Origin of the sequence: Salinivibrio sp. HTSP (assembly GCF_003390965.1) — a bacterium.
Taxonomy (GTDB): domain Bacteria; phylum Pseudomonadota; class Gammaproteobacteria; order Enterobacterales; family Vibrionaceae; genus Salinivibrio; species Salinivibrio kushneri.
On record NZ_PXUD01000076.1, the window covers coordinates 18,691 to 43,043 of the forward strand.

The 24,353-nt window shown below is 51.4% G+C and carries 21 protein-coding genes; 13 read left to right on the forward strand and 8 right to left on the reverse strand.

Annotated elements, in window-relative coordinates:
- Window positions 1–55 precede the first annotated feature (55 nt).
- From C7A19_RS13160 to C7A19_RS13175, 4 genes are all read left to right on the forward strand, one after another.
- Window positions 56–226 carry a XapX domain-containing protein gene (locus C7A19_RS13160; RefSeq protein ID WP_069362770.1) on the forward strand — a complete coding sequence of 57 codons (171 nt, stop codon included), beginning with the start codon at window positions 56–58 and terminating at the stop codon, window positions 224–226.
- Window positions 227–592: 366 nt separating this feature from the next.
- Complete coding sequence (deoC, locus tag C7A19_RS13165) at window positions 593–1,369, forward strand: deoxyribose-phosphate aldolase (RefSeq protein WP_077486523.1); 777 nt, start codon at window positions 593–595, stop codon at window positions 1,367–1,369.
- Window positions 1,370–1,452: 83 nt separating this feature from the next.
- On the forward strand, window positions 1,453–2,784 hold the full coding sequence (gene deoA / locus C7A19_RS13170; RefSeq protein WP_077486524.1) for a thymidine phosphorylase: 1,332 nt from the start codon (window positions 1,453–1,455) through the stop codon (window positions 2,782–2,784).
- 11 nt (window positions 2,785–2,795) lie between these two features.
- On the forward strand, window positions 2,796–4,016 hold the full coding sequence (locus tag C7A19_RS13175) for a phosphopentomutase (protein ID WP_077486525.1): 1,221 nt from the start codon (window positions 2,796–2,798) through the stop codon (window positions 4,014–4,016).
- A gap of 90 nt (window positions 4,017–4,106) precedes the next feature.
- Here C7A19_RS13175 and C7A19_RS13180 read toward each other — a convergent pair whose 3' ends face one another.
- Complete coding sequence (locus C7A19_RS13180) at window positions 4,107–4,691, reverse strand: AhpA/YtjB family protein (protein WP_077486526.1); 585 nt, start codon at window positions 4,689–4,691, stop codon at window positions 4,107–4,109.
- A gap of 129 nt (window positions 4,692–4,820) precedes the next feature.
- On the opposite strand from C7A19_RS13180, the gene serB reads away from it, so the two are divergent.
- Window positions 4,821–5,792, forward strand: coding sequence for a phosphoserine phosphatase (gene serB / locus C7A19_RS13185; protein WP_077486527.1), 972 nt, complete (start codon window positions 4,821–4,823; stop codon window positions 5,790–5,792).
- A 120-nt stretch (window positions 5,793–5,912) separates the two neighbouring features.
- On the opposite strand, the gene C7A19_RS13190 is transcribed toward serB, so the two are convergent.
- A complete protein-coding gene (locus C7A19_RS13190) occupies window positions 5,913–8,270 on the reverse strand; it encodes a PilZ domain-containing protein (RefSeq protein WP_162300277.1) in 2,358 nt (785 codons plus the stop codon).
- Between the two features lie 124 nt (window positions 8,271–8,394).
- Between C7A19_RS13190 and radA the strand changes: the two genes are divergently transcribed.
- Window positions 8,395–9,771 (forward strand): DNA repair protein RadA, encoded by a 1,377-nt coding sequence (gene radA / locus C7A19_RS13195; protein ID WP_046075145.1) that lies wholly within the window; start codon window positions 8,395–8,397, stop codon window positions 9,769–9,771.
- Between the two features lie 138 nt (window positions 9,772–9,909).
- Here radA and C7A19_RS13200 read toward each other — a convergent pair whose 3' ends face one another.
- The 3 genes from C7A19_RS13200 to ettA all read right to left on the reverse strand — a co-directional run bounded on the left by C7A19_RS13200 (window position 9,910) and on the right by ettA (window position 13,232).
- Entirely contained in the window at window positions 9,910–10,914 is a 1,005-nt protein-coding gene (locus tag C7A19_RS13200; protein WP_077458797.1) for a peptidoglycan DD-metalloendopeptidase family protein, read from the reverse strand.
- Between the two features lie 49 nt (window positions 10,915–10,963).
- Window positions 10,964–11,344: a PilZ domain-containing protein gene (locus C7A19_RS13205; RefSeq protein WP_069362779.1), complete on the reverse strand. Its 381-nt coding sequence runs from the start codon at window positions 11,342–11,344 to the stop codon at window positions 10,964–10,966.
- Window positions 11,345–11,564: 220 nt separating this feature from the next.
- Window positions 11,565–13,232 carry an energy-dependent translational throttle protein EttA gene (gene ettA / locus C7A19_RS13210; protein WP_077458796.1) on the reverse strand — a complete coding sequence of 556 codons (1,668 nt, stop codon included), beginning with the start codon at window positions 13,230–13,232 and terminating at the stop codon, window positions 11,565–11,567.
- A gap of 225 nt (window positions 13,233–13,457) precedes the next feature.
- Between ettA and sltY the strand changes: the two genes are divergently transcribed.
- Both sltY and trpR read left to right on the forward strand, forming a co-directional pair.
- Window positions 13,458–15,473: a murein transglycosylase gene (gene sltY / locus C7A19_RS13215; RefSeq protein ID WP_116645091.1), complete on the forward strand. Its 2,016-nt coding sequence runs from the start codon at window positions 13,458–13,460 to the stop codon at window positions 15,471–15,473.
- A gap of 41 nt (window positions 15,474–15,514) precedes the next feature.
- Window positions 15,515–15,835 (forward strand): trp operon repressor, encoded by a 321-nt coding sequence (trpR, locus tag C7A19_RS13220; RefSeq protein WP_046075150.1) that lies wholly within the window; start codon window positions 15,515–15,517, stop codon window positions 15,833–15,835.
- Between the two features lie 57 nt (window positions 15,836–15,892).
- Here trpR and yjjX read toward each other — a convergent pair whose 3' ends face one another.
- Window positions 15,893–16,408, reverse strand: a complete 516-nt coding sequence (gene yjjX / locus C7A19_RS13225) for an inosine/xanthosine triphosphatase (protein ID WP_077458793.1) — start codon at window positions 16,406–16,408, stop codon at window positions 15,893–15,895.
- Window positions 16,371–17,252 carry a sterol desaturase family protein gene (locus C7A19_RS13230; protein WP_116645092.1) on the reverse strand — a complete coding sequence of 294 codons (882 nt, stop codon included), beginning with the start codon at window positions 17,250–17,252 and terminating at the stop codon, window positions 16,371–16,373. The genes yjjX and C7A19_RS13230 overlap by 38 nt, the downstream gene beginning before the upstream one ends.
- 166 nt (window positions 17,253–17,418) lie before the next feature.
- Here C7A19_RS13230 and eutB point away from each other — a divergent pair, with 166 nt between their 5' ends.
- From eutB to C7A19_RS13255, 5 genes are all read left to right on the forward strand, one after another.
- Window positions 17,419–18,399: a hydroxyectoine utilization dehydratase EutB gene (gene eutB, locus C7A19_RS13235; RefSeq protein ID WP_116645093.1), complete on the forward strand. Its 981-nt coding sequence runs from the start codon at window positions 17,419–17,421 to the stop codon at window positions 18,397–18,399.
- 37 nt (window positions 18,400–18,436) lie between these two features.
- Window positions 18,437–19,405 (forward strand): cyclodeaminase, encoded by a 969-nt coding sequence (locus C7A19_RS13240; protein WP_116645094.1) that lies wholly within the window; start codon window positions 18,437–18,439, stop codon window positions 19,403–19,405.
- A 246-nt stretch (window positions 19,406–19,651) separates the two neighbouring features.
- On the forward strand, window positions 19,652–21,559 hold the full coding sequence (locus C7A19_RS13245) for a S8 family serine peptidase (protein ID WP_201264093.1): 1,908 nt from the start codon (window positions 19,652–19,654) through the stop codon (window positions 21,557–21,559).
- Between the two features lie 13 nt (window positions 21,560–21,572).
- Window positions 21,573–21,977 carry a hypothetical protein gene (locus tag C7A19_RS13250; protein ID WP_116645095.1) on the forward strand — a complete coding sequence of 135 codons (405 nt, stop codon included), beginning with the start codon at window positions 21,573–21,575 and terminating at the stop codon, window positions 21,975–21,977.
- A gap of 252 nt (window positions 21,978–22,229) precedes the next feature.
- Window positions 22,230–23,474, forward strand: coding sequence for a dicarboxylate/amino acid:cation symporter (locus C7A19_RS13255; RefSeq protein WP_116645096.1), 1,245 nt, complete (start codon window positions 22,230–22,232; stop codon window positions 23,472–23,474).
- Window positions 23,475–23,535: 61 nt separating this feature from the next.
- Here C7A19_RS13255 and C7A19_RS13260 read toward each other — a convergent pair.
- On the reverse strand, window positions 23,536–24,353 hold an 818-nt coding region (locus C7A19_RS13260; protein WP_235614311.1), incomplete at its 5' end, for a hypothetical protein.

The window sequence follows — 24,353 nt, forward strand, 5'->3', positions numbered from 1 at the left end:
TTGCTGAGGGGTGTATACTCATCAATAGAGGCTTGTGACAACATAAGGTAAAACCATGCAGGAAATTCTTCTCGCCCTCGTGGCCGGCTTTTTAGTGGGCGTATTGTTTAGTGCGATCAAACTCCCCATCCCCGCACCGCCTGTCTTATCCGGGGTGATGGGCATTGTCGGGGTGTATTTGGGCGGCGTCGGCTATCAGTGGATTGTGGCGCGTTTTTTCAGTTAGAAAGATTGGTTCCACCGCGCAACAGTGTATTTTTCAACATAAACGGTAAAATCTAGTTTTGCTGAAACGGCGTTGGTAAAATAAGTGAACGCCGTCAAAGTTTGCTGGCGCCACAATCCTTATTTTCCTCTCATGGTTAGCAACAAGGTGTGGCTAGCCCTATCAGAAACGTCCAACGGCGAAACCGCAAATACCCAGGTATTTGCACGCGGCAACAAGGATGGTTGGTTGAAGGCGGCGCGATGTCCAGCCTCAAACTTCATGGAGCCAAGTCCGCTGAGCAATGACCGGAAAACAAAACCGGTTGTTAATACAGTGGCCAACCCGATACCTGTTTGGCAAAAGAATGAGGACTGGAGATAACTAATGAACGAATTACAAACCGCGGCCCTACGCGCACTAAAACTGATGGATCTGACCACACTGAACGATGATGATACCGATGAAAAGGTGATCAGCCTGTGTCAGAACGCGAAAACCGCCGTTGGCAACACAGCAGCAGTTTGTATCTATCCGCGCTTTATCCCTATCGCCAAGAAAACACTGCGCGAACAAGGCACGCCAGAGGTGCGTATCGCTACCGTGACCAATTTCCCACACGGCAATGATGATATTGATATTGCGGTGGCAGAAACCAAAGCCGCGGTGGCATATGGCGCCGATGAAGTCGATGTGGTGTTCCCGTATCGCGCGCTGATTGCGGGTGACGAACAAGTGGGTGCTGAGCTGGTCAAACAGTGTAAAGCCGCATGTGGCAGCGACGTATTACTTAAAGTGATCATTGAAACCGGTGAGCTGAAAAGCGAGGCACTGATCAAGCGCGCGTCTGAGATTGCTATTGATGCAGGTGCTGACTTTATTAAAACCTCTACGGGGAAAGTGGCGGTGAATGCCACCCCTGAAGCGGCGGAGATCATGCTCAACGTGATCAACGATAAAGGCGTTGCAGAACGTGTTGGCTTTAAGCCAGCCGGTGGCGTGCGCACCGCAGAAGACGCGCAACAATACCTGGCGATGGCCGATCGCATTCTCGGCGACCAATGGGCCGATAACCGCCACTATCGTTTTGGCGCATCTAGCTTGTTGGCGAACTTACTCCACACCTTGGGTGAAGGCGAAAAAGCGGCTGAAGGTGGCTATTAATCAAGTTGCCACTCACCCAAACAGTGGGGCGATCGAGGGTCGTGTACTCGGTCGCTCACGTATTGAGCTAGTAAGGAGGATGCATGATCTTACCTCAGGAAATTATTCGTAAGAAGCGCGACAACATCGCGTTAAGCAAAGAAGAAATTTATTCTTTCATCCAGGGTGTGGCGAACGATTCGGTGTCGGAAAGTCAAATTGCTGCGTTTGCGATGGCGATTTACTTCAATGATATGACCATGGATGAGCGTGTGGCATTGACCTGTGCGATGCGCGATTCCGGTATGACCATCGATTGGTCACACATGCATTTTGATGGCCCCGTCGTGGATAAGCACTCGACAGGGGGCGTTGGTGATGTAACCTCGTTAATGCTGGGCCCTATGGTGGCGGCATGCGGCGGTTATGTGCCGATGATTTCAGGTCGTGGCTTGGGCCACACTGGGGGCACGCTGGATAAGCTGGAGTCGATTCCTGGCTATAACATCATGCCAAGCAACCAAGTGTTTGGGGAGGTGACCCGTGACGCCGGTGTCGCCATCATAGGGCAAACCGGCTCGTTAGCGCCTGCGGATAAACGCGTGTATGCCACCCGTGACGTCACGGCCACGGTAGATAATATTTCTTTGATCACCGCGTCGATTTTGTCGAAAAAACTGGCCGCAGGCCTGGATGCCTTGGTCATGGACGTCAAGGTGGGATCGGGCGCGTTCATGCCAACGTATAAAGATTCAGAGGCGTTGGCCAAATCGATTGTGGGAGTGGCCAACGGTGCTGGTACTAAAACCAGTGCCTTGCTGACGGACATGAACCAAGTGTTAGCCTCGTCGGCAGGCAACGCTTTAGAAGTGAAAGAAGCCGTTGATTTTCTCACCGGGCGCTACCGTAATCCACGTTTGTACAATGTGACCATGGCGCTATGCGCCGACATGTTGGTGGTCAGTGGGCTGGCAACCGATGTGAATCAAGCAAAACAAAAATTGGATCAGGCACTGGACAGCGGTCGCGCTGCCGAGTGTTTTGCCAAAATGATTGCAGGGCTAGGTGGGCCGGCTGACTTTGTTGAGTCGCCGGATCAATATCTGGCGACTGCATCCGTGATCAAACCTGTCTATGCCGAGCAATCAGGCATTGCCAATGCCATGGATACACGGGCATTGGGCATGGCTATTATAGAAATAGGTGGTGGCCGTCGGGTTGCCAGCGATAAAATTGATTATGCCGTTGGGTTGAACGAAATGATTCGTCTGGGGCAACAAGTGGATGAGCACACCCCGCTCGCCATGCTCCACGCTCAGACTGAAGAGCAATGGCAACAAGCGGCGAATGCGGTGCGAGCCGCAGTGAAAGTCGCTGATGAGGCGCCGAGTGCAACACCAGACGTTTATCGTCGCATCAGCTTACAAGACGTCTAATGGAGGCGATCATGAAACGCGCAATTGTATTAGTTTTAGACTCATTTGGTATTGGCGCCACTGAAGACGCCGTCAAATTCGGTGACCAAGGTGCAAACACCTTGGGCCACATTGCTCAAGCGTGTGCGAAGGGCGAAGCGGATAATGCGGATCGTCAAGGCCCCTTGTCTTTGCCTAACATGACCAAGTTGGGCTTGGGTAAAGCGTGTGAAGAGTCGTCAGGTTACTTCCCAGAAGGCTTAGACTCACATGCAGAGATTATCGGTGCCTATGCGCACGCCAAAGAGCTATCTTCTGGTAAAGACACCCCATCTGGCCACTGGGAAATTGCTGGTGTGCCTGTGTTGTTTGACTGGGGCTACTTCTCAGACTTAACCAACAGCTTCCCGCAAGATCTGCTTGATCGCATTGTTGAGCGAGCGGGTGTACCTGGCTATCTTGGTAACTGCCATGCGTCGGGCACTCAAGTGCTGGACGATCTGGGCGAAGAGCATATGAAAACTGGGAAGCCGATTTTCTACACCTCAGCGGACTCGGTGTTCCAAATTGCGTGCCATGAGGAAACCTACGGGCTCGATAACCTGTATGAGTTGTGCCAGATCGTGCGCGAAGAGCTGGAAGACTATAACATTGGTCGCGTGATCGCCCGGCCTTTCATCGGGCCAGCGAAAGGCCAGTTTGAGCGCACCGGTAACCGCCGTGACTTGTCTGTCGAGCCACCTTCTCCTACCGTGCTCCAAAAGCTGGTGGACGAAAAAGGAGGTGATGTGATCTCGATTGGTAAGATTGCGGACATTTACGCGCACTGCGGTATCACCAAGAAAATCAAAGCCACAGGCTTAGAAGCGCTGTTTGATGCAACCAAAGACGCCATCAAAGAAGCAGGCAATAACAGCTTGGTATTCACCAACTTTGTCGACTTTGACTCGGCGTACGGCCACCGCCGCAACGTAGCTGGCTATGCCGCGGCGTTGGAATACTTTGACCGTCGCCTACCGGAAATCATGGACATGCTTGAAGAAGACGATGTGTTATTGCTAACGGCTGACCATGGTTGCGATCCAACCTGGCCTGGCACCGATCACACCCGTGAGCATATCCCTGCATTGGTTTACGGCAAAAAAGTGCCTGCGGGTTCACTCGGTCGCCGCGAAACGTTCGCCGATATTGGCCAGTCCTTGGCGGAATACTTTGATGTGTCGCCAATGGATTACGGCAAGTCGTTCCTATAACGCGTTGACCCCCTAGATAAAAAGAGATGGCGAACAGCCATCTCTTTTTTTATCTCGGTTTCTCGTACTGGTCGCCGTATTGTTGTCGCTTTACCAAGATACACGCGCAGAACGACGAGTGAGCATGAGCGTTAATAGCACCCCCAACAAGAGAGCAAGGCCAATGAGGAGCCGGAATTCGGTCATATTCGATTGCAGCTGTTTTTTGGCTTCATTGATAACCGAGTGATGCTCAACGGTGAGACGGAGAAACCCGACAATATCGCCACCACGGCTTATCGGCGTCATCAGCTGCTGTCGTCCTTGGCTTTCTAGCCCCAGTGGGGTGGTTAATCCGACGGCGGTTTCCAGTGGTAAAGCATTCGTTGAGCGCACCACAGGACTGCCGTTGAGCTGATAGAAGCTGGCATCACGGATCAGCGGCTCGGTTGCCAGTTCATTGGCCATGGTTTGCAGAGGCTGATAGTTCTTATCAACCAAGGCATCATAGGCTTGTACCCCCACCTGGCGGGTCATCAGCTGGGCTAATTGATCGGTTTGCTGATACAGCGCTTGATACTGGCGCTGGCTGAGTGTGGTGCTGTAAAGCATTAAGGCGGCAATAGCACCGATCGTGGTGAGCAACATTCCCCACCAGGTCACCCGCCGTAGCGTTTTGCGCGAAATTGAAAACATACCTTCCTCAAGCCAGATAAACAGAGTCAATTAGCACTGGAGCTTACTACGGTTTTTATGGTATCACAGCCTCATTGTGATTGATTCATTGACCAAGCTTGCTTGGAAATCGAAAGGAAAATATTGACCATGGATAAGGCCAACCCCTTGGCAATTCACCGTTCACCGCAACTTTACCGCCGTTTCCCAACGATGACGACGTCTGCTTTCTCGCGCCGCCGGCAAGGGGGATGGATTGTGTTTGGTGAGGTCATCGACCCCCGTCAGCTCGACGATATCCGTTTTTTTACCGGTGATGACGTTGAGGTCGTCGACGGCTGGCGTGTTGGGCCGTATGAGGTGTTATTGATCCGTGGTGAACTGACGGATGAGCATCGCACCGTGATTGAGGCGCTCGAGCTCGACTGCGCGGACTTACAGGCCCTGCCGGATTTAAGCAGACCTGGTTTGGCGGTGTTTGACATGGACTCCACCGCGATAGAAATAGAATGTATTGATGAGATTGCGGCACTCGCTGAAGTTGGAGAGGCGGTGTCTGCGGTTACCGAGCGTGCCATGTTGGGCGAACTTGATTTTGAGGCGAGCTTACGTCAACGCGTGGCGGCCTTGAAAGGCTCTGACGCGGCGATACTTGAGACAGTGAAAGCGCAGTTGCCGTTGATGCCAGAAATGGCGGATCTCGTGGCCAGTCTAAAAGCCTGCGGCTGGTATGTGGCGATTGCCTCTGGCGGTTTCACCCATTTTTCTGATCACCTACAGCGGCAATTAGGCTTGGACTATGCGGCGTCAAACCAGCTTGGGGTCAGAAATGGTCAATTGACCGGCGAAGTAGAAGGGAACGTCGTGGATGCACAACGAAAAGCGGATGTGTTGACCATGTTGGCGCAAAAGTACGATATTGCGCCGGAGAACACCTTAGCCGTTGGCGATGGCGCCAATGATCTGGCGATGATGGAGGCCGCTGGCCTTGGTATTGCCTATCATGCGAAGCCCAAAGTCAATGCGAAAGCGCAAGCGGCGGTCAAACATGCGTGGTTGGGCGGTGTGTTGTGTGTGCTCTCTGCCAGTATTCGTGATCGGATTAGCTGGCAGCCACGCTAATAAGCGCAACCTTGTGGCACCCACTTGGTGTGGCACCCTCTCGGTGCGGCACCTACTGGATGCCGCTCTCTCTTGCTATTGCCGCGGTCGATATCGTGCTGACGAGTGCGTCGCCTGCGGCTATCGCCCCAGGCGCATTAGCACTTCATCGGTCACATCGACCAACTCACCGTAGGCACACAAGGCAACAAATTCGTCTTCCAGTTGGCGTGCTTTGTGGGTATCGCGTTTGAGCAAGCTGGATAACTGGGTGGCATCAATATCTTGTTCTGCATGGGCCAGCGGTGTCATCCGATTGCGTAGCACGGCAAACGCCCCGCCTTTTTGCGCCAACTGGATGAACTTACGTCTCGCGTCGTCAGATTCAAACTCACTATCGGCAAAGGTATGCACCGCACGCACCTTGTCATCTTGCATGTCTATCCAGACGAAGTACTCGCGTACCAGCTCTTTCAGAGGCTGCGAGGGGCGTGTGACTTCATGGGTACGGGTGAGAATCTTATCCCCGAACACCGGGTAAAAAGACAGTTGGCGACCGCCGCCTGCGCGCTCGAGAAAGCGGTGCAAACGACTGGGAGGCAGGTTGATACCCACTGCAGGCACCGACAGTACACCGTTATCACGTCGAACAAAATAAGGCTGCACGGTTAGGCGCGTGAGCAGCAACTGGTGCATGGCCCAAATCAAGGGAGGATCGGGCAAACGTTCATCCAGCACGGTCAATTTGTCGAGGTTGTGCTCAATCAAGCGGCGAAGATACTGGCGACGACGGGTGTTGGGCGCTTCAGTGGTGAGCTTGAGTTGAATATTATCGCGTTTGGGGCTCACTCGAATCACCTGATACGGCATGTCGACTAACGGTGCGCGCGGGTCAATATTGACAAACGCATCGAGTGATACAGACACCAAGTCATCTTTCGCCCCTTGAAAAGGCTGCGCCAGTTTCAGGTTCAAGCCCCCCGAGGAAAAATCGACCAGCCTTCCCTTCAGCGCCCCCTGTTCTGGATGCACCAATGAGACCTCAGAGCGATAGGCATAACGTGGTTCACGACGTTGAGGTTGACGGTCAGAAGAGATGAGCTGGGCAAGACAAACTGGATTACGTTGGTGTAAAAAGCGTCGCAAGGCTTGGCTGGATAACGACGGTTTGGGGTGGGATAAATAACTATCCTTGCTTTCGGTATGAGTCACATCTTGCACCAACGCGACGTGTGTGAGGGTTTTTAATGTGTTAAGCCAGTCCGGAGATACATCTTGCAAACGCTCAATGTCACCCGCATTAATGGCTGACATGGTCACCTTCAACACCCGCCATGAAGGACGCTTGGCACCCAGTTGCCAGAACAGGTGGCGCTCATCTTCGCTCATTTCGCTGGGCGAGGCAGAATAGAAGAAACGCTGCTTGTCTTTCTCTACATAAAAGCAATATAACAATAGCTGGCTGGTTGACGCTCCTTCCACTTGCAGTAACGCCAAACGCTTTGCATCAAAAATATGATTAATGACGGGTTGATTGCGGCTGTCGTGCCAGTAATCCCATAGCTCCCGATTTTGCCGCGTTTGTAATACGTACTCTAATTTGTCTTGCGCAAAGTAAAGCGGTAGCACACTGGTATGGTGCAAAAAGGACTGTTCATAGCTTTGCAGCTTGAGTGTGAGTAGCTTGTCCTCACCATCTTGTTTGCCACGAAAGTCGGGCGAGGCCATTTCTGTGTCGAGCGCTTGCTTAATCGCGTCACTGCTGGTGTCAAGCCGCAGCCGTAACCACACACTACTGGTGGACTCTTTGTTTTGATCGACGCCAATAATGCGATAACTCAACCCTTGCTCAAGATCGGGATCTTGATACTTTTGCCCCAGCGCGGTGAACTGCACTAATACTTCAGCGCTAGGCGGATAATCGAATGCTGCAGGGACACGCACTCGGCACCCTGAATTAGACAAGTCGCTGGTGACCCCATGTACCTCATACCCAGTATTCAGTGTTATTAATACTTGGGTAGCAAAATGGATGCGGCTTTCACTACGCGCTAAATAACGGCCAAAGGTGAGTTTCTCGGGTAACAATGCCGCTTGGGCCGTATCACTGACTGGGCCTTTTCCTTGTTGCTGAGTGTGTTTCTCTTGTTCGTGTTTGACGCGAAAGTTATTAGGGGTGTTGTGCAAATCTTCCCACAAGCCTTGGGTCATTTGCCCGTTGTATAAAGGCAAGCGCTCGTAATAGTGGTTAATTGCCACATCATCCAGCCAATGTGTTTGGCCGTTTAACTCGTATTGATGACATTCACCATCGACTTTGCCACGCAGATCGATGGCACGATTGCATGGCGTCATTAAACGTCTGATCTCCATTTTGATCAGCAGTTTGGCAGAGCTTGGCTCGTTAGCGGTGAGCTTATCGAGCAGCACCTCAAATTTGGGGGTTTGGGACATCGGAAGCAGCTGCTCAATCAGTCCCTGGTAATCATCCTGCTTCATGGCAAAGTCTGGTAAAGTATTGTCCTTAATATAATAACGGCACCGATTCGAAAAAGTGTCGGAATAATTAATAAGATAGCAATCATTTTGTGAATTAGCTGACATCATACGTCTTGGAGAGCGAATGGCAAAAACAAAACGAGCCTACGTATGTAACGACTGTGGCGCGGATTTTCCCCGTTGGCAAGGGCAGTGCTCAGCCTGTGGCGCGTGGAACACCATTACAGAGGTGAGGCTAGCGGCGTCGCCTCAGGTCGCGCGCAATGAAAAGTATGCCGGGTATGCAGGCAGCGCCGAGGGGCAAGTCCAAACCCTGCAGGATATCGACCTACAAGAAGTGCCACGCCTGAGCAGTGGTTTTAAAGAGCTGGATCGTGTGCTCGGCGGGGGGATCGTCCCAGGGGCCGCTATTTTGATTGGTGGTAACCCGGGCGCAGGGAAAAGTACCTTGCTGTTGCAAACCATGGTGGGGCTCGCACACCATTTGCCGACCTTGTACATCACAGGGGAAGAGTCATTACAGCAAGTGGCGATGCGCGCCGATAGACTCGGGCTTGCCAAAGACCGCTTGAAGCTGTTGTCAGAAACGGGTGTGGAAACCATCTGTCAGGTGGCCAAAAAAGAACAACCGAAAATCATGGTGATTGACTCGATACAGGTGATGCATGTCGCGGATGTACAATCCGCGCCCGGCAGCGTGTCGCAGGTGCGAGAGTCTGCCGCGGCACTGACGCGCTATGCCAAACAACACAATGTGGCGATTTTTATGGTGGGGCATGTGACCAAAGATGGCACGCTGGCCGGCCCTAAAGTCCTGGAGCACTGTATTGATTGCTCTATTTTGCTTGATGGCTCCAGCGATAGCCGTTTTCGCACGCTACGCAGTCATAAAAACCGCTTTGGGGCGGTCAACGAGCTTGGTGTGTTTGCGATGACAGGGCAGGGGTTAAAAGAGGTGAGTAATCCCTCCGCTATTTTCCTTTCACGTGGTGAGGAGCAAACCTCCGGTAGCTCGGTGATGGTGGTGTGGGAAGGAACTCGCCCTTTGCTGGTAGAGTTACAAGCCTTGGTCGATTATTCACAATTGGCCAATCCACGCCGGGTGGCGGTGGGGCTAGAGCAAAACCGTCTAGCCTTACTTCTGGCCGTTTTACACAAACACGGTGGGCTGCAAATGTCTGACCAAGATGTGTTTGTTAATGTGGTTGGTGGGGTTAAAGTCACCGAAACCAGTGCCGATCTTGCCCTGCTGTTAGCGCTGATATCAAGCTTTAGGGATCGCCCGCTGCCGAGAGAGCTGGTGGTCTTTGGCGAAGTCGGCTTGGCGGGAGAAATTCGCCCAGTGCCAAGTGGGCAAGAGCGCTTGATGGAAGCGGCAAAACATGGCTTTAAAAAAGCAGTCGTGCCCAAAGCCAACTTGCCGAAACAGCGTATTGAAGGGATGACGGTTTATGGCGTTAGCAAACTCTCCGATGCCCTGGATGTGCTAGAAGATTTGTAGTCGTGCGCAAGTACCAATAGCGAAGTGGTGGGCGATGATACGGCCCGTTGATCGAATAAAGGCGCTCGGTTTTATCATCGCTCTACTACCTCTACTACCTCTACTACCTCTACTACCTCTACGGCTCTATTACCTCTACTACATTGAGGCTTTTGTCGGTGTGGTTTGCACATCGGATTCGCGCTGCTGGGCGGTGCTCAGTGGCGGCTCAGCGTCGGGCATATTGGCGACTTGTACCTGAGTTTCGACCAAGTTTTCCACTACCGCGACTAAATGTCCCCAACTGACGCGCTTCTCGTTTTCGAGCAAGGTATCAAACTGCTCAGCACTCCACTTAATAAACCGGCGCGGATTCAGCGCTCGTCCTAAAAAGCGGACTTCGTAGTGCAAATGAGGGCCAGTGGATAAACCCGTGTTACCCGACCAGGCAATCAAGTCGCCTTTCTTTACAAACTGCCCACTTCGCACATTAAACTTATCAAGGTGGGCGTAGAGGGTCATAAAGCCAAACGCGTGATCAATTTTTACAAAATTACCATAGCCTTTGCGGCGACTGGGTCTGACATACTCCACCACGCCATCGGCCGGGGCATACACCGGGGTGCCGATGTCTGCGGTTAAGTCTAACCCCATGTGGAATTTTTCTTTGCCCGTTACTGGGTGCGTGCGTGAACCATACCCAGATGAACGGCGATAACTTTGAATCGGTTTACCATTAGGAATGAGCTGAAGCATGGTGTAGCGCACAGCGGAGTTAATCGCCGCCACATCAAGCCGATGGGTCAGTGAGGCGTCTTTGGCCACCGATTGCAGCCCCAGCATATCTTCCACTGTCACCACGCGCTGCGTCAGTGCAGTCAGCTCGACATCTTTGTTCTCGATGGTTTGTGACAGCTCATCGCGTTTTTGTTGCAACATGGCCACTTCGTTATTCAATGCAGCACGCTCTTCACGTAACCGGTTAACCGCAGCTTCGGCTTCAGTGGAACGCTCGGAGAGTAAATAGAGGCTGGCAAAGGTCACGGTGAGAACGGCCAGCACGACTAACGCCAAAGTTTGCACTACCTTTTTACGGGTAGGGCAAAGCGTATAATGCTTCACACCATTTGGGTGTGAGATGGCGATATGAATATGATCTGTCATGACTGGTTACTGCTGGCCTGCGTTTGATACCGCCCATGACGATGTGGCGTTACGATTCTGACTCTGCCATTGGGTCGGTCAACTGCGCTAGCTCACGGTGAAGGAGTTCATCGTTGCCAACGTTGAGTTCAACGAGCCTTTTTAAATGACTGGCACTATCAATGTCAATGTGATCAATATAAAGATGGAGATAATTCTCGCAGTTATTGACCAGAATGCAGTCCATGTCTAATTCTACGTCAGAGTCATGCAGGTAAAAGACCAACGAGAATGCTGTGTGTTGCGGGTCTGCTTGCCAGTTCTCAGGACGGCTGAGCAACACACCCTTGAGAGACAAGTCGAGAACCTGCGCGTGCCACGCCTGTTCATCTTGCTTGAGTATCGCGGGGGCACGATACATCACGCGGGAAAACTTTCTACGCTCTGGCATGATCGCATCTCCTCAATCCTTTGAACTAAGTGTAGGCGATGCATGGCGGGCGACCTAATAATCTGCGCGGACGTATCGATTCTGAAACATTTTTTGGTGTTCTTGCGTAAGAAAGCGGATGGAGTGCGGTTTGTTGCGAGCCGCTTTACCTGCTGGGAGACAATTTACCTGCTGGGAGACCATAAAAAGGGCAGCGTTGGCTGCCCTCATTAGTGCGGCGTTACTTGGCAACGCGCTTGTATTTGATGCGGTGCGGCTCAGCCGCTTGTGCGCCCAGCGTTTTCTTCAACCAATCGGTGTATTCAGCAAAGTTACCTTCAAAGAAATTCACTTGGCCTTCATCACGATAGTCAAGGATGTGGGTGGCGATACGGTCAAGGAACCAGCGGTCGTGTGAAATCACCATGGCGCAGCCTGGGAACTCGAGCAGGGCTTCTTCCAAGGCGCGTAGGGTTTCAACGTCCAGATCGTTGGTTGGCTCATCAAGCAGCAGGACGTTGCCGCCTGCTTTCAATAGCTTGGCCAGGTGGACGCGGTTGCGTTCACCGCCGGACAAATCGCCGATACGTTTCTGTTGATCGCTCCCTTTGAAGTTAAAGCGAGAGACATAAGCACGCGCAGGTAACTCAAAGTTATTGATGCGAATAATATCGGCACCTTCCGAGATCTCATCGTAAACGGTTTTGTTGTCGTCCATGCTATCACGGAACTGATCCACCGAAGCCAGTTGTACGGTGTCACCGACCTCTACGGTGCCTGCATCCGGTGTTTCGGTACCACTGAGCATTTTGAACAGTGTGGATTTACCGGCACCATTGGGACCAACGATACCGACGATAGCGCCTTTCGGGACGCTAAAAGACAGATCGTCAATCAATACGCGATCACCAAATGACTTAGTGAGGTTGTTAACTTCAATGACTTTATCACCCAGGCGTGGGCCGGGTGGGATAAACAGCTCATTGGTCTCGTTACGGCGTTGGTAATCGGAGGTGTTAAGCTCTTCAAAGCGTGCCATACGCGCTTTTGATTTGGCTTGACGGCCTTTCGGGTTTTGACGTACCCACTCAAGCTCTTTCTCAATGGTTTTCTGGCGCGCTTTTTCCTGGGAGGCTTCTTGCTTCAAGCGCACGTCTTTTTGCTCAAGCCACGATGAATAGTTGCCTTCCCAAGGGATGCCTTCACCACGGTCTAGTTCAAGGATCCAACCAGCGGCGTTATCAAGGAAGTAGCGATCGTGCGTAATCGCCACAACCGTGCCGGTATAGTCGACCAAGAAGCGTTCTAGCCATGCCACTGATTCGGCGTCCAAGTGGTTGGTTGGCTCGTCGAGTAGCAGCATATCAGGCTTCTCGAGTAGCAAACGGCAAATCGCCACACGGCGGCGCTCACCCCCAGACAGGTTTTTGATTTGCGCATCCCACTCCGGCAGACGCAGGGCGTCGGCGGCACGCTCTAGGGCGTTATCAAGATTATGACCATCTTTGGCTTGGATCAGTGCTTCCAGTTCACCTTGCTCTTGCGCCAAGGCATCGAAGTCGGCGTCAGGATCGGCATAGGCCGCGTAGACAGCGTCGAGACGCGTCAATGCATCTTTCACATCCGAGACCGCCTCTTCAACGGTTTCACGCACGGTTTTGTCTTCGTCTAGCGCTGGCTCTTGCGGAAGGTAGCCAATTTTAATGCCTGGTTGCACACGGGCTTCACCCTCAATTTCGGTATCGATACCGGCCATGATGCGCAATAGGCTCGATTTACCGGCCCCGTTGAGGCCTAGCACCCCAATTTTGGCGCCTGGGAAGAAACACAAAGAAATATCTTTAAGAATTTGGCGCTTAGGTGGCACGATCTTGCTCACCCGCGACATGGTATATACGTACTCAGCCATTTCTGCTCACGCTACTCGTTGTGGTGTAAAAGACACTATTCTAACGTTAACTTTGCCAAGTTTAACAGTGATTGTCATATTCGGTGGGTAATATAGCCCATGGGCAGCAAACCATTTGCCAAAGCGCGAGGGAATTTGCTGATGCGATTGTTGTCTATTCGTTGTCACACATCCTGAATGTGACACATTCGTCACGGTGTTAATTGATTAGGAGCGACCTTTGACATGGAACGATTCATCGCTTTGTCCGGGCCTTTACGCAATGCATCTCACGCGGTGCGTCGTGGTGTCCGTGCCTTCTCCCGTTCACTGCGACCTGGACTTATTTTATGGGTTCTAGGGGCCGCTTTTTCTCCTTCTCTTGCTCTGGCGTCGGCGAGCCCAGACAGTGGGCAAATGACGCCTGCGCAGCGTCAATATGAGGCTGCCATTGATGCGATTGAGCGTGGTGAATTACGCCAATTTCGCCGCCTCAAAGCCAAGTTGCGTGATTATCCCCTTTATCCCTATTTAGATTACCGTGATTTTACTCGCAACCTTTCAGAAAAGTCGCCCACCTCGGTCACCAACTTTATTCAGCGTTACACCACCATGCCGTTTGCCAATAGTCTGCGTGCTGACTACCTGACACTACTGGCGAATCGAAAAGATTGGGCAACCTTGGTCGCTTTCCAGCCCGATGTACCAAGAGGGGAGCGTTATCAATGCCAGTATTATTATGCTCACAGCCAGGCTGGCAATCGTGCATTAGCGCGCAGTGGCGCGAAATCACTCTACTTGTCTGGCCAATCAGTCGACAGTGCATGCGATCCCTTATTTGATTACCTCTCCGAGCAAAAGCAACTCACTGGTGATTTAATCTTGCGGCGGATGTTGCTGACCTTTGAAGGGCGCAATCGCAGCTTAATGCATTACCTACAAGATCAACTCCCCAACACTCACCAAGCGGTGGGAAAGCAAGTTATTGATCTTTATGACAAGCCTGAACAAGTTGCTGACTTTTCCAAGCGAAGCAAAGTGACACCCTTTAACCAAAAGCTGACTCGTCTTGCGTTTGAGAGACTGGCGCGTAAAGACGAAGCGCAAGCCATTCGCCATTTTCGTCGCACCGTAGAAGGGCAGCATTACGACAAAGGTGAACGACAAGCCATTGCTGATTATCTTATTGGCCAACTGATGAATGACGATGAGCCGGCGCTTGCGGGGTGGCGTGATCGTATGCTGAGACAAAGCGACGATGATGGTCTGCTCGAGCGACGGTTTCGCTTGGCGTTGGTGGAAGGTGATTGGCACGTATTGAATCAATGGCTTTCACTGCTCAGTGATGAGGCGAAACAATCACTAAAATGGCGATATTGGCAAGCGCGGATTCAGTTAGAGCTTGGCGACAGTCACGCGGCGAATCAGGCATTTGAAACCCTGTTGGGTGAGCGCAATTTTTACAGTGTGGCTGCCGCTCAGCACCTAGAAAAGCCGATCCATATCCCTTCGCGTACTGCGGTGTTGAAAGAGGCGGGTCTGATGCCTGTCAATGATGTGCTGGCGCGAGTCGATGAGCTGATTGCGCTTGATAAAATCTACGCGGCGAAGCGCGAGTGGTATTATGTGTTACAGCGCGCCAGTGATGAGCAAATTGCGCTCCTAGCCGCTTATGCCAATAAACAGCACTGGTATCATCTCGCAGTACAAGCCACCATTGCCGGAAAAATGTGGGACCACTTATCGTTGCGTTTTCCGCTGGCTCATCAGTGGTGGTTTGAGTTTTTCAGTCGCGAACGTGGGGTAGATAAAACCACATTGATGGCGCTGTCACGCCAAGAAAGTGCTTTCTTTACCCGTGCGGTCTCTCACGTAGGCGCGAGAGGCTTGATGCAATTGATGCCGCGTACGGCACGTGAAACCTCGCGTCGGTTAGGGTTTGATTATCAAGGGCCGGCCAGTCTTAGCGATCCGGGCGTGAATATCCGCTTGGGCAGTGGTTATTTGAAAATGATGCTCGATCGCTTCGATAGCAACCGCGTTCTCGCTTTTGCGGCATACAATGCTGGACCACATCGAGTAAGCCGCTGGCTGGCACGTTCGAAAGGGCACATGGATGCGATTGCTTTCATCGAGTCGATCCCGTTTTATGAAACGCGCCATTATGTGCAGAACGTGTTGATGTTCGATATCTATTATCGCCAACTTTTAGGTGAGCCCGTGCAGTTTTTAAGAGCACACGAGTTGGCACAGCGTTATTAATGTTACAATCGCGACCATCACGTAAAGAGCGAGAGGAATCCATGTCGCAATCGCCTGCATTTTCTGGTTGGCAAGATGTTATCGCGCTAGTGCGCCGTGCTGGACAAGATGATAATGATGATGCCTTGTTGACGGCCTTACTGACCCCCGACGAGCGAGACACCTTGGTGGCTCGGATTAATATTTTGCATGAGTTGTTAGAAGGGAGAATGAGTCAGCGCCAGTTGAGTCAATTATTGGGCGTGGGGATCGCGACCGTCACACGCGGCTCGAATGAGTTAAAGCGGATGGATGACGAGACCAAAAATTGGCTGGCTGATTTATTGAAACGAGAAGCTGAACAGTCCACCTCATCGACCTAATCAATAAAGCCTTAAATAGACAAACAACGGCGCCACAGGGCGCCGTTGTTTATGGCGTTAACGGTATAAGTGCGGGTGCATAAACGGAATCAGCGCCATGATTAGCGCTTGATGGTATACACTTGAGCGCGTTAATCGATGCCCGGTGAGCATGCCAATGGCGCCCCCTTTTTGTTTTACATTTTCAGTGGCAAACATTCTGTCCATCACATCGCCAAGCTCTTCGCCTTGGTGCAGAGCGTCCAACGCCTCTGGAGGGAGAGGCAGTGAGGCTGAGCGTGCCTCGCCTTGCGTTGTCCCATCATCTATCATCATCCATGCAAAGGTATGTTGACCATCTAAGCCTGCTTCTACCCCGACGTAAAAGTCTCCTTCGTATTCCGCTTTGGCGTGGCGAACGCGGTTACACGCGCCGGCATAGGTCTCTTGCTCTGTCATTGGTTGCTCTGCCACGCCACTGGCGACGGAAACGCCCGTAAAGGTGAAAAGTGTGTCGGGAAAAGCGTCATAAAACGCGGCCTCAACCGCAGCGATTTTAGCGGGGTTTTTGGACGTGACGATCACCTGTTTCATGCGCCCAGCTCTCCTTTTTGTGTTGGTAGGCGCGTTGCAGTATACGCCAACGGAGGGGTAAACGCAGCATTCCAAAAACATGACTGGCATCAGTCGGTTGGCCGACTTCGCTTAAGCCAATTCGCATTTTTTGGTGCCCTTTGCGTGGCTGTGGTACATAGGTATTAAACCAGCGATCCCAGCATGAAAGGTTGAACCCGTAATTGGCGTTGCATTCATGAAAACGGGTGGAGTGATGCACCCGGTGCATATCTGGTGTGACGATAAAGCGGCGCAGCCAAGCGTCTAGGTGCTTGGGGAGACGAACATTGCTGTGATTAAACATTGCCATCCCGCTGAGTAGCGTTTCAAACACGATCACGGCGACAATAGGTGCGCCAAGTAGCGCGACTAACACGCACTTAATGGCCATCGACAGCCAAATTTCCACCGTGTGAAAACGCGCGCCTGTGGTGACATCAATGTCCATATCGGCATGATGCACTAGATGCAGCCGCCACAGCCATGGTACCTGGTGGAAGAGTTTGTGTTGGTACCAAATCGCCATATCCATCACAACTAATGTGGCCAGAACCGCGACCCATTCAGGAAGCGAAAGCTGATTAAAAAAACCAAAACCCGAGGCGGCGGCAAAACTGGCCGCACCCACTGCAGAAATCGGTGCCAGTACTCGCAACGTGAGGGTATTAAATACAGTCAATAAGATATTCCCTGACCAACGCTCTCGCCGCGTGCGAGTGAGCTTGCGCTTCGGCCACCGCCATTCGGCGACGAGCATTACCAACAGTACCAAGGCAAACAGGCTGAGCCTAAACCCGGCTTCGTGCGCTTCAATCCAATTCATAACCACTCCTCATTTATAGAGAGTTTACGCGATAAACCCTGCCAACGTTTAGCGCAAATGGTGAAAATAGAAGGTTGGATCCTGGGTGTCAGGCAACTAATCTGTTTACTAACAGTGCTGTATTTCTCCGTGCTGACTGACCACGTAACGTGAAGGGGGAGGGAGCGTGTCAACGAGCTTGCATGATGTATACCTGGCCCGCCAAGCGATAAAGCCAGTGGCGGCGCGCACACCGCTTGTTTATTCACCGACGCTTTCTAAGCGTTACCAAGCACAAATTTGGTTGAAGCTCGAAACGAGCCAGCCGACGGGCGCGTTTAAATTACGCGGTGCCACCTACGCATTGAGTCGGTTGCCCAAGGCGCTGCGTGAGCGTGGTGTGATCACCTGCTCGACAGGCAACCATGGCCGTGCGCTTGCTTACGCGGCCAAGCAGCTTGGGATCCCGGCGACCGTATGTCTCTCTTCGTTAGTACCTGACAACAAAGTGAACGCTGTTAAAGCAATGGGCGCGCAAGTGTGGGTCGTGGGGCGTTCGCAGGATGAAGCTGAACAAGCCGCGCTTGAGGCCGTTTCGCGTGATGGGTTGTGTTATATCCCTCCCTTTGATCATCCTGATATTATTGCCGGACAAGGGACCATTGGGCTTGAGATCCTTGAAGATGCGCCAGATGTTGATGTGATTGCAGCCGGCTTATCGGGAGGCGGCTTGGTGGGAGGACTTGGCTTAGCGGCGCGTACCATCGCCCCACATATCGACCTAATTGGCGTCTCAATTCGCGATGGGGCTGCGATGTATGAAAGCATCATAGCGGGTAAGCCAGTGGCTGTGCCTGAATCTGAATCGTTGGCAGATAGCCTGGGTGGAGGCATTGGCCTTAATAATCAATACACCTTTTCTTTGGTGCCTAAAGTGATGACGCAACATTATCAAGTGGATGAAGCGTTTATCGCCCGTGCGATGATCGATATGTGGCAGTGCGAAAATAGGTGGGTAGAAGGTGCCGCCGTGGTGGGATTGGCCGCGGCATGTCAGCACCAGTTAGAGTGGCAGGACAAGAAAGTGGTGATTGTGGTCAGTGGAAATAATGTATCAACCGATACCCTGACAGCGGTCATGGCATTAAGTGAGCAGGCTCGCTCTTAGCTTGTGGTTGAATTTGGTGAGTGTCAAAGGAGCCCGTATGCAGCTATATCATCGTCAGCAAATCGAATCTGTTGCGACGTTTAACCCGCACAGTCTCAGTGTGATTGAAAATGCGTTCAGTGCCTTGGGGCGTGGCGAGGTAACCATGCCTCCTGTGTTAAGCATGGCCATTCACGAGCACAACGGCGAAGTCGATGTCAAAACCGCTCACATCAAAGGCGCTGAGCGATTTGCGATTAAAGTCAGTCCTGGCTTTTTTGATAATCCGTCGATAGGTCTACCGAGTCTTAATGGTTTGATGGTGGTTTTCTCTGCATCAACCGGTTTGGTGGAGGCCGTGCTGTTTGATGAAGGATACCTGACTGATTTGCGTACGGCTCTAGCCGGCGCGTTAAGTGCCAAGTATTGCGCGCGTGATGATGCCAACATTGTCACTGTGTTGGGGGCGGGCACGCAAGCAAGGTTACAAGTGTCTGCGCTCAAACTGGTTAGAGAAATAGACACGGTGCATGTTTGGGCACGAGACATTGCACAAGCAAGGCAGTACAAAGTAGAGGTTGAGGCCGAACTGGGAGTGCGAGTGATCCCTCACCAAGATGTGGCACAGGCTTGTCAACAGGCCGATATTATTGTCACCACGACACCGGCTAAGCAGCCGATTTTGCATTGGCAAGACATTCCCAAGGGCGCCCATGTCACGGCGATGGGCTCGGATAGTGCAGAGAAGCGCGAGCTTGATCCTCATATTTTGCACAATGCCGACTGGGTGCTGGTGGATAGACGTGCTCAGTCTGAGGTGTTGGGTGAGCTAAAAGGGCTGGCATTGTCACGATGTGTGGAAGAGTTAGGCAAAACGGTGGCGTCGGAGCGTCCCATCGCGCGAAGTGATGAGGCGGTCACCGTGTGTGATTTAACGGGAACAGGCGTGCAAGACACTGCCATAGCAAACTACGTGGTCAGTGCATTGCACCATACTCATGGCTCGGGCGATGCTGGGGCATTATAATAAAAACCAAAAAGCATAACTTATTACATTATAAGTGTTTTTTAACGTCACAGTTATTGCACAGGCATGTAACACAAAAGTTAAAACTTGCAGGTTTTGTTCAATTAATTATATCTTGTGCTTTGATAATTAGGCATAAGATCACGTTTCTTTTAATAGCTTGTTTCTATTGAAGTTATTTCTTTTTACTAATGATGGGTCTCTCAGAATTGAGACACGTCTAGTTAGTGTAAAAAGGAATGATAAATGCACAAACACAGCTCTCTTGCGCTGATTATCGGCGCACTTTTTCACAGCTCCGGGGTGTGGGCGATGGCCCAAGTGCCAGATCCTGTCGACCCTCCCACCGATCCAGAGCCACAAGCGTGTGTATCACTGGTTGGAGCGAGCGGCATGGATGGCAGTCGTACCAGCGATGAGCGTTGCTTGCCCGGTGATGATCCCTTTACGGCCGAACAGTGGCATTTGCTCAACCGTGGTCAAAATGCCTTTGCCCGAGAGGGTGGCCAACCAGGCAATGATCTCAACGTATGGTTAGCCCATCGCCAAGATGTGCTGGGACAAAACGTTAACGTTGCCGTCGTCGACGATGGGTTAGAAATTGCCCATCCCGATCTGGCCGCTAACGTCCGTGCTGGAAAGTCCTATGACTTTGTGGAACGTGATGATGACCCGACACCGGAGGGCTGGAGCAGTCGTAATACCGCCCATGGTACCTCGGTCGCGGGGATCATCGCGGCGGTTCGTGATAATGGTATTGGTGGGATGGGGGTAGCACCGCTTGCCAACTTGCAAGGCTATAACTATCTCGAATACCAAAGCCAAAATGCGTGGGAGATCAGCCATGGCCGCGAAGGCTACTCGGATGATGTCCGCATATTCAACCAAAGCTATGGTGGCTCAGGCATCCGCAGTTATCCCTATAGCGATGACCCGATGAGCTATGCTGGTCGCCAGAACGCCCAATACAAAAAAATGAGCACGGATGCCTTTGGCGGGCTTGGCGCAGTCTTTATCAAATCAGCGGGTAATGGCTATAAGCGTACCTCGTTTAACCGTCAGCGCTTCGGTCCTGTAGATGAGAACCATGGTCTACCGTGGCAAAACAGTAACCAATCATCCAGTAATGCCAATTACTGGAACGTGACGGTGAGTGCGTTGAATGCGGATGGTGAGCGCTCATCTTATTCCTCCGTGGGTAGCAGCGTCTTCTTGACCGCGCCAGGTGGCGAGTATGGCACCAATAAACCGGCACATATCACCACAGATTTGACAGGCTGTACGATGGGTTACAACCGCGACGATCGTATTCCTTATGATTCACACGATCTACACGGTGGGACAGAGATAGACAACACCTGTGATTTCAACAGCGTGATGAACGGGACGTCTTCGGCCGCGCCAAATACTTCAGGGGCATTTGCGTTGATGATGTCAGCTTATCCAAATCTGTCTCAGCGCGATATTCGCCACCTATTAGCGACGACGGCGACACGCGTGGATGCAGACGATGCCGATGTGCTTTTAACCTATCAAACGGCATTTGGTGGTGAGCGTACGGTGACTGGCCTAGAAGGTTGGAAGCAAAATGCCGCGGGGCGCTGGTATAGTCCAACTTATGGCTTTGGTTTGATTGATGTTAATGCAGCACTCGAAGCCGCGAAGACCTATCAGTCTCTCCCTGCACAAGTATTCACGGATTGGACGTGGTCTTATCACAACCAAGAGGGTGAAACTGGGTTAACGATTGCGGATGCCGGGTCGGTTGCGACAGCAGACAGTGTGCAAGTAGCTGACAACCTCACCATCGAGGCGGTACAAGTGCGGACGTCGATCGAGCATAGCCGTATGTCAGATCTGCTGATTGAACTCGAGTCCCCTTCTGGTACCCGTAGCGTGCTGATGTCTCCACGCAATAGCATGCTATCGAACACCCTAGATAGCACCTACCCAGAAGGCTTTACTGACCACCTGATGCTTAGCCATAAGTTCAATGGTGAAGCATCGCAAGGCCAATGGACACTCTACGTCACAGATACAGACGGCAAGACGCGTCAATACAGCCTAGGGGGTGAGGTGAAGTCGATGGCGAATAACAGCGTCGATGGTAAATTGACGCAATGGTCACTGCGTGTCATTGGTCACCGCGGTTAATAGGAGACGAAGTATGAAAAAATTAATGATAGCCCTGGCAGTCATGGGTATCAGCCTTGGTGTCAGCGCAGGCACGGTGCAGCTAAATGGCAAAGACTATGTCGTCGTCGAAACCGACAGCAATGCGCGTAATATGAGTGGCGAGCAAATGGGCGTGATGGTTGGCGATAAAGTCGCCGTCTCGGCACAAAGCGCGCCATTAAAGGTCACAGGCTCGATTTTGGTCAAAGCCAGTGAGGCGAACGCCAGCCAGCTAGCTCAAAAATATGGTCTCGACCTAGTCAGCTATCTCGATGGCGTGGCGTTGCTGGAAGCGACACCCGGTACCAATGTTGCTGAGCTAGAAAAGGCGTTAAATCAAGAGTTGGATACGCCTGTCAATCTTGAGCTGAATCCACAAAATCAGCGTCCACAATAAGCAAAATGAGCGCTTATTAATAAGAGCCCGTCTTTTTAGGCGGGCTTTTTTGTCATTCTCTCCCCCCATTCTTGTAGAGAAAACTGTGGCCCAATTTACTCACCAACCATTTTGTTACTAGTTATTCCAGATTGTTCATAACTTTTACATGAGCCCCGTCTAACACCTTGGTATGCTTTATCGCTTCTTAGCGCCAAAAAAATAGACAAATCATCATTATGCAGCTGTGACGCTGTGATTAGGGAAAAGACAATGTGGAAAACCATTAGACATTCTTTGCCATTGCAAATTGCAGTGGCGGCCGCACTAGCTTGGCTGGTAGGCACGGTATTTGGCCCCATTGAGAACGCGGAACAGACCACTTGGTATCCGTTGCTTATGCTCGCCAAGGTCAGTTATATCGGTCTACTCAAAGCCGTGGTCGGTGTGATGGTATTGCTCTCGCTACTGGAAGGGATCAGTAATATTGGCAATGTGGTTCGCCTTAAGCGCCTGGGTGGTGCAACACTTTTGTTTTACGGTTTTACCACCACCATCGCGATCACCATTGGTCTTGGCGCAGCGCTTATGATGCCCGAGTGGCAACCGCTCACCAATGCACCGCCTGTGGATGAGAGCATTAGCTTTATCAACCAAGATGCTGCGGGAGCCGGAGCCATTGCCACCAAACTTATCAATATGGCGTTGGTGAATCCATTTGCCGCGGTGACTCAGGGTAACCTTTTGGCGATTGTGGTGTTCACCATTTTGTTCGGCATTTCGCTGATTGTCGCACTGCCAGAGTCGCACCCATTATTCGAGACCATTCGTGGGCTGAATAAAGGCATTAACACCATGGTGGCAGGGATTATCAAGCTGGCGCCGTTTGCGGTGTTTGCGATTGTTTTCCAGTTCTCCCATCAAGGCGATAACGATCTATTTGGCCAGCTATTTAGCTTCGCCGCCTTGGTGTTTGGACTCACGATGGTCCACGCAGTGATTGTATTGCCACTTATTGCACGCGTCGCTGGTGGTATTGGCTTTGTGAGCCTATTTCGTGCCATTTCCGCGCCACTGGCGATGGCCTTTGCCACTTCTTCCAGTGCTGCGACACTGCCCGTCTCGATGCAGGCCGCCAAAGAAGAGCTCAAGGTCACCCCGTCGACCGCAAGCATGGTCTTGCCGTTGGGCGCGGTGATGAATATGGATGGCACCGCATTATTTGAAGGGATTGCGGCGGTGTTCTTGGCACAACTGTTCGGGATTGATCTGTCGACGACTGGCATTGTGATGATCTTCATTATGGCGATGGTTTCGTCGGTAGGCGCGCCGGGCATGCCGTCAGGTTCGATGTCGGGTATGCAGTTGGTGTTGCTGGCTGCGGGGATCCCCCTGGAAGCCATTGCTATTTTGCTGATCATTGAGCGCCCGCTCGACACCTTCCGTACCGCTGTCAATGTGCAAGGCGATTTGATTGGTGCTACGGTAATAGATAAGTGGCAAAAGCGTGTGGGTTAATCTTGCTGTTGTTTAAACACTGCAGGCAAAAGGCAGTGAATTTGCCTGCAGTGTATCGCGCTTACTTGATGGTGAAGCCTAAATAAGCTTGGAATTCGTTATTATCGAAGATATCTTTGTCTTTTTCATTTCCTTTGGCATCTTTGAATTCCCAGTTAAATGCTTCATAGGAAACACCTGCATGCCACGAGAAATGTTCATTCACCGCTTTTTTAAATTCTAATTCAGGTTGGATATGAGCATAAGCCAATGTCGTATCTGAGTCTGGCGTATGATAAGCTTCAACATAATTCTCAATGTTGAATTTGAAGCCAGCAGGAAGTGGTAGCGAGTAAGTCAGATAGTTTTCGGTACCAATCTGATAGTCGTACTCCTCTTCGTCTGTGTCGTAATAATCGAAGTTATACCAAGCAAGCTCGAGGTTCCAGTGTTCAGAAAGATCGCCAGATAGGTAAAAGTTGGTTTCTGCGCCACTTATATTTTTCAAACTCTCATCATTGGCGTTACCAAGCTGTGCCCACAATTCGATGCCGAATGAAAAATCTTTTCCACCCAAGGTAATATCTTTACTGAAATAAGGCGCAAGAATATATTGTTTAGTATCTGAAGAGTCGGACTCATCACTCGCTTTCCATGAGGCATCATAGCGGAATAAATAATACATGGTTGCATCAAAATCCCCGATGCTGCCTGCACCTTGCGCTAGACCAAATTGGGTATCCCAGCCTTCTTTTCTTGCGTCACCTTCGTTTTTAATGAAGTCTTTGTCCACATCAAAAAGAAAGTTGTAATCATCACTGAGTTTATAAGACCCTTTACCGATGGTAGCTTCAGTGTAAGCGGTTAATAAACCCCACATATCCATAAGACACGGGCTTT

What these genes read in the sequence shown, in the direction of transcription:
- C7A19_RS13250 (WP_116645095.1), top strand. Translation starts at nt 21,573, where the DNA reads ATGAAAAAATTAATGATAGCCCTGGCAGTCATGGGTATCAGCCTTGGT.
- C7A19_RS13230 (WP_116645092.1), bottom strand. Translation starts at nt 17,252, where the DNA reads ATGAATTGGATTGAAGCGCACGAAGCCGGGTTTAGGCTCAGCCTGTTT.
- deoC (WP_077486523.1), top strand. Translation starts at nt 593, where the DNA reads ATGAACGAATTACAAACCGCGGCCCTACGCGCACTAAAACTGATGGAT.
- C7A19_RS13175 (WP_077486525.1), top strand. Translation starts at nt 2,796, where the DNA reads ATGAAACGCGCAATTGTATTAGTTTTAGACTCATTTGGTATTGGCGCC.
- sltY (WP_116645091.1), top strand. Translation starts at nt 13,458, where the DNA reads ATGGAACGATTCATCGCTTTGTCCGGGCCTTTACGCAATGCATCTCAC.
- C7A19_RS13180 (WP_077486526.1), bottom strand. Translation starts at nt 4,691, where the DNA reads ATGTTTTCAATTTCGCGCAAAACGCTACGGCGGGTGACCTGGTGGGGA.
- C7A19_RS13205 (WP_069362779.1), bottom strand. Translation starts at nt 11,344, where the DNA reads ATGCCAGAGCGTAGAAAGTTTTCCCGCGTGATGTATCGTGCCCCCGCG.
- C7A19_RS13160 (WP_069362770.1), top strand. Translation starts at nt 56, where the DNA reads ATGCAGGAAATTCTTCTCGCCCTCGTGGCCGGCTTTTTAGTGGGCGTA.
- yjjX (WP_077458793.1), bottom strand. Translation starts at nt 16,408, where the DNA reads ATGAAACAGGTGATCGTCACGTCCAAAAACCCCGCTAAAATCGCTGCG.
- ettA (WP_077458796.1), bottom strand. Translation starts at nt 13,232, where the DNA reads ATGGCTGAGTACGTATATACCATGTCGCGGGTGAGCAAGATCGTGCCA.
- radA (WP_046075145.1), top strand. Translation starts at nt 8,395, where the DNA reads ATGGCAAAAACAAAACGAGCCTACGTATGTAACGACTGTGGCGCGGAT.
- C7A19_RS13200 (WP_077458797.1), bottom strand. Translation starts at nt 10,914, where the DNA reads ATGACAGATCATATTCATATCGCCATCTCACACCCAAATGGTGTGAAG.
- C7A19_RS13245 (WP_201264093.1), top strand. Translation starts at nt 19,652, where the DNA reads ATGCACAAACACAGCTCTCTTGCGCTGATTATCGGCGCACTTTTTCAC.
- C7A19_RS13240 (WP_116645094.1), top strand. Translation starts at nt 18,437, where the DNA reads ATGCAGCTATATCATCGTCAGCAAATCGAATCTGTTGCGACGTTTAAC.
- C7A19_RS13190 (WP_162300277.1), bottom strand. Translation starts at nt 8,270, where the DNA reads ATGAAGCAGGATGATTACCAGGGACTGATTGAGCAGCTGCTTCCGATG.
- serB (WP_077486527.1), top strand. Translation starts at nt 4,821, where the DNA reads ATGGATAAGGCCAACCCCTTGGCAATTCACCGTTCACCGCAACTTTAC.
- deoA (WP_077486524.1), top strand. Translation starts at nt 1,453, where the DNA reads ATGATCTTACCTCAGGAAATTATTCGTAAGAAGCGCGACAACATCGCG.
- trpR (WP_046075150.1), top strand. Translation starts at nt 15,515, where the DNA reads ATGTCGCAATCGCCTGCATTTTCTGGTTGGCAAGATGTTATCGCGCTA.
- C7A19_RS13255 (WP_116645096.1), top strand. Translation starts at nt 22,230, where the DNA reads ATGTGGAAAACCATTAGACATTCTTTGCCATTGCAAATTGCAGTGGCG.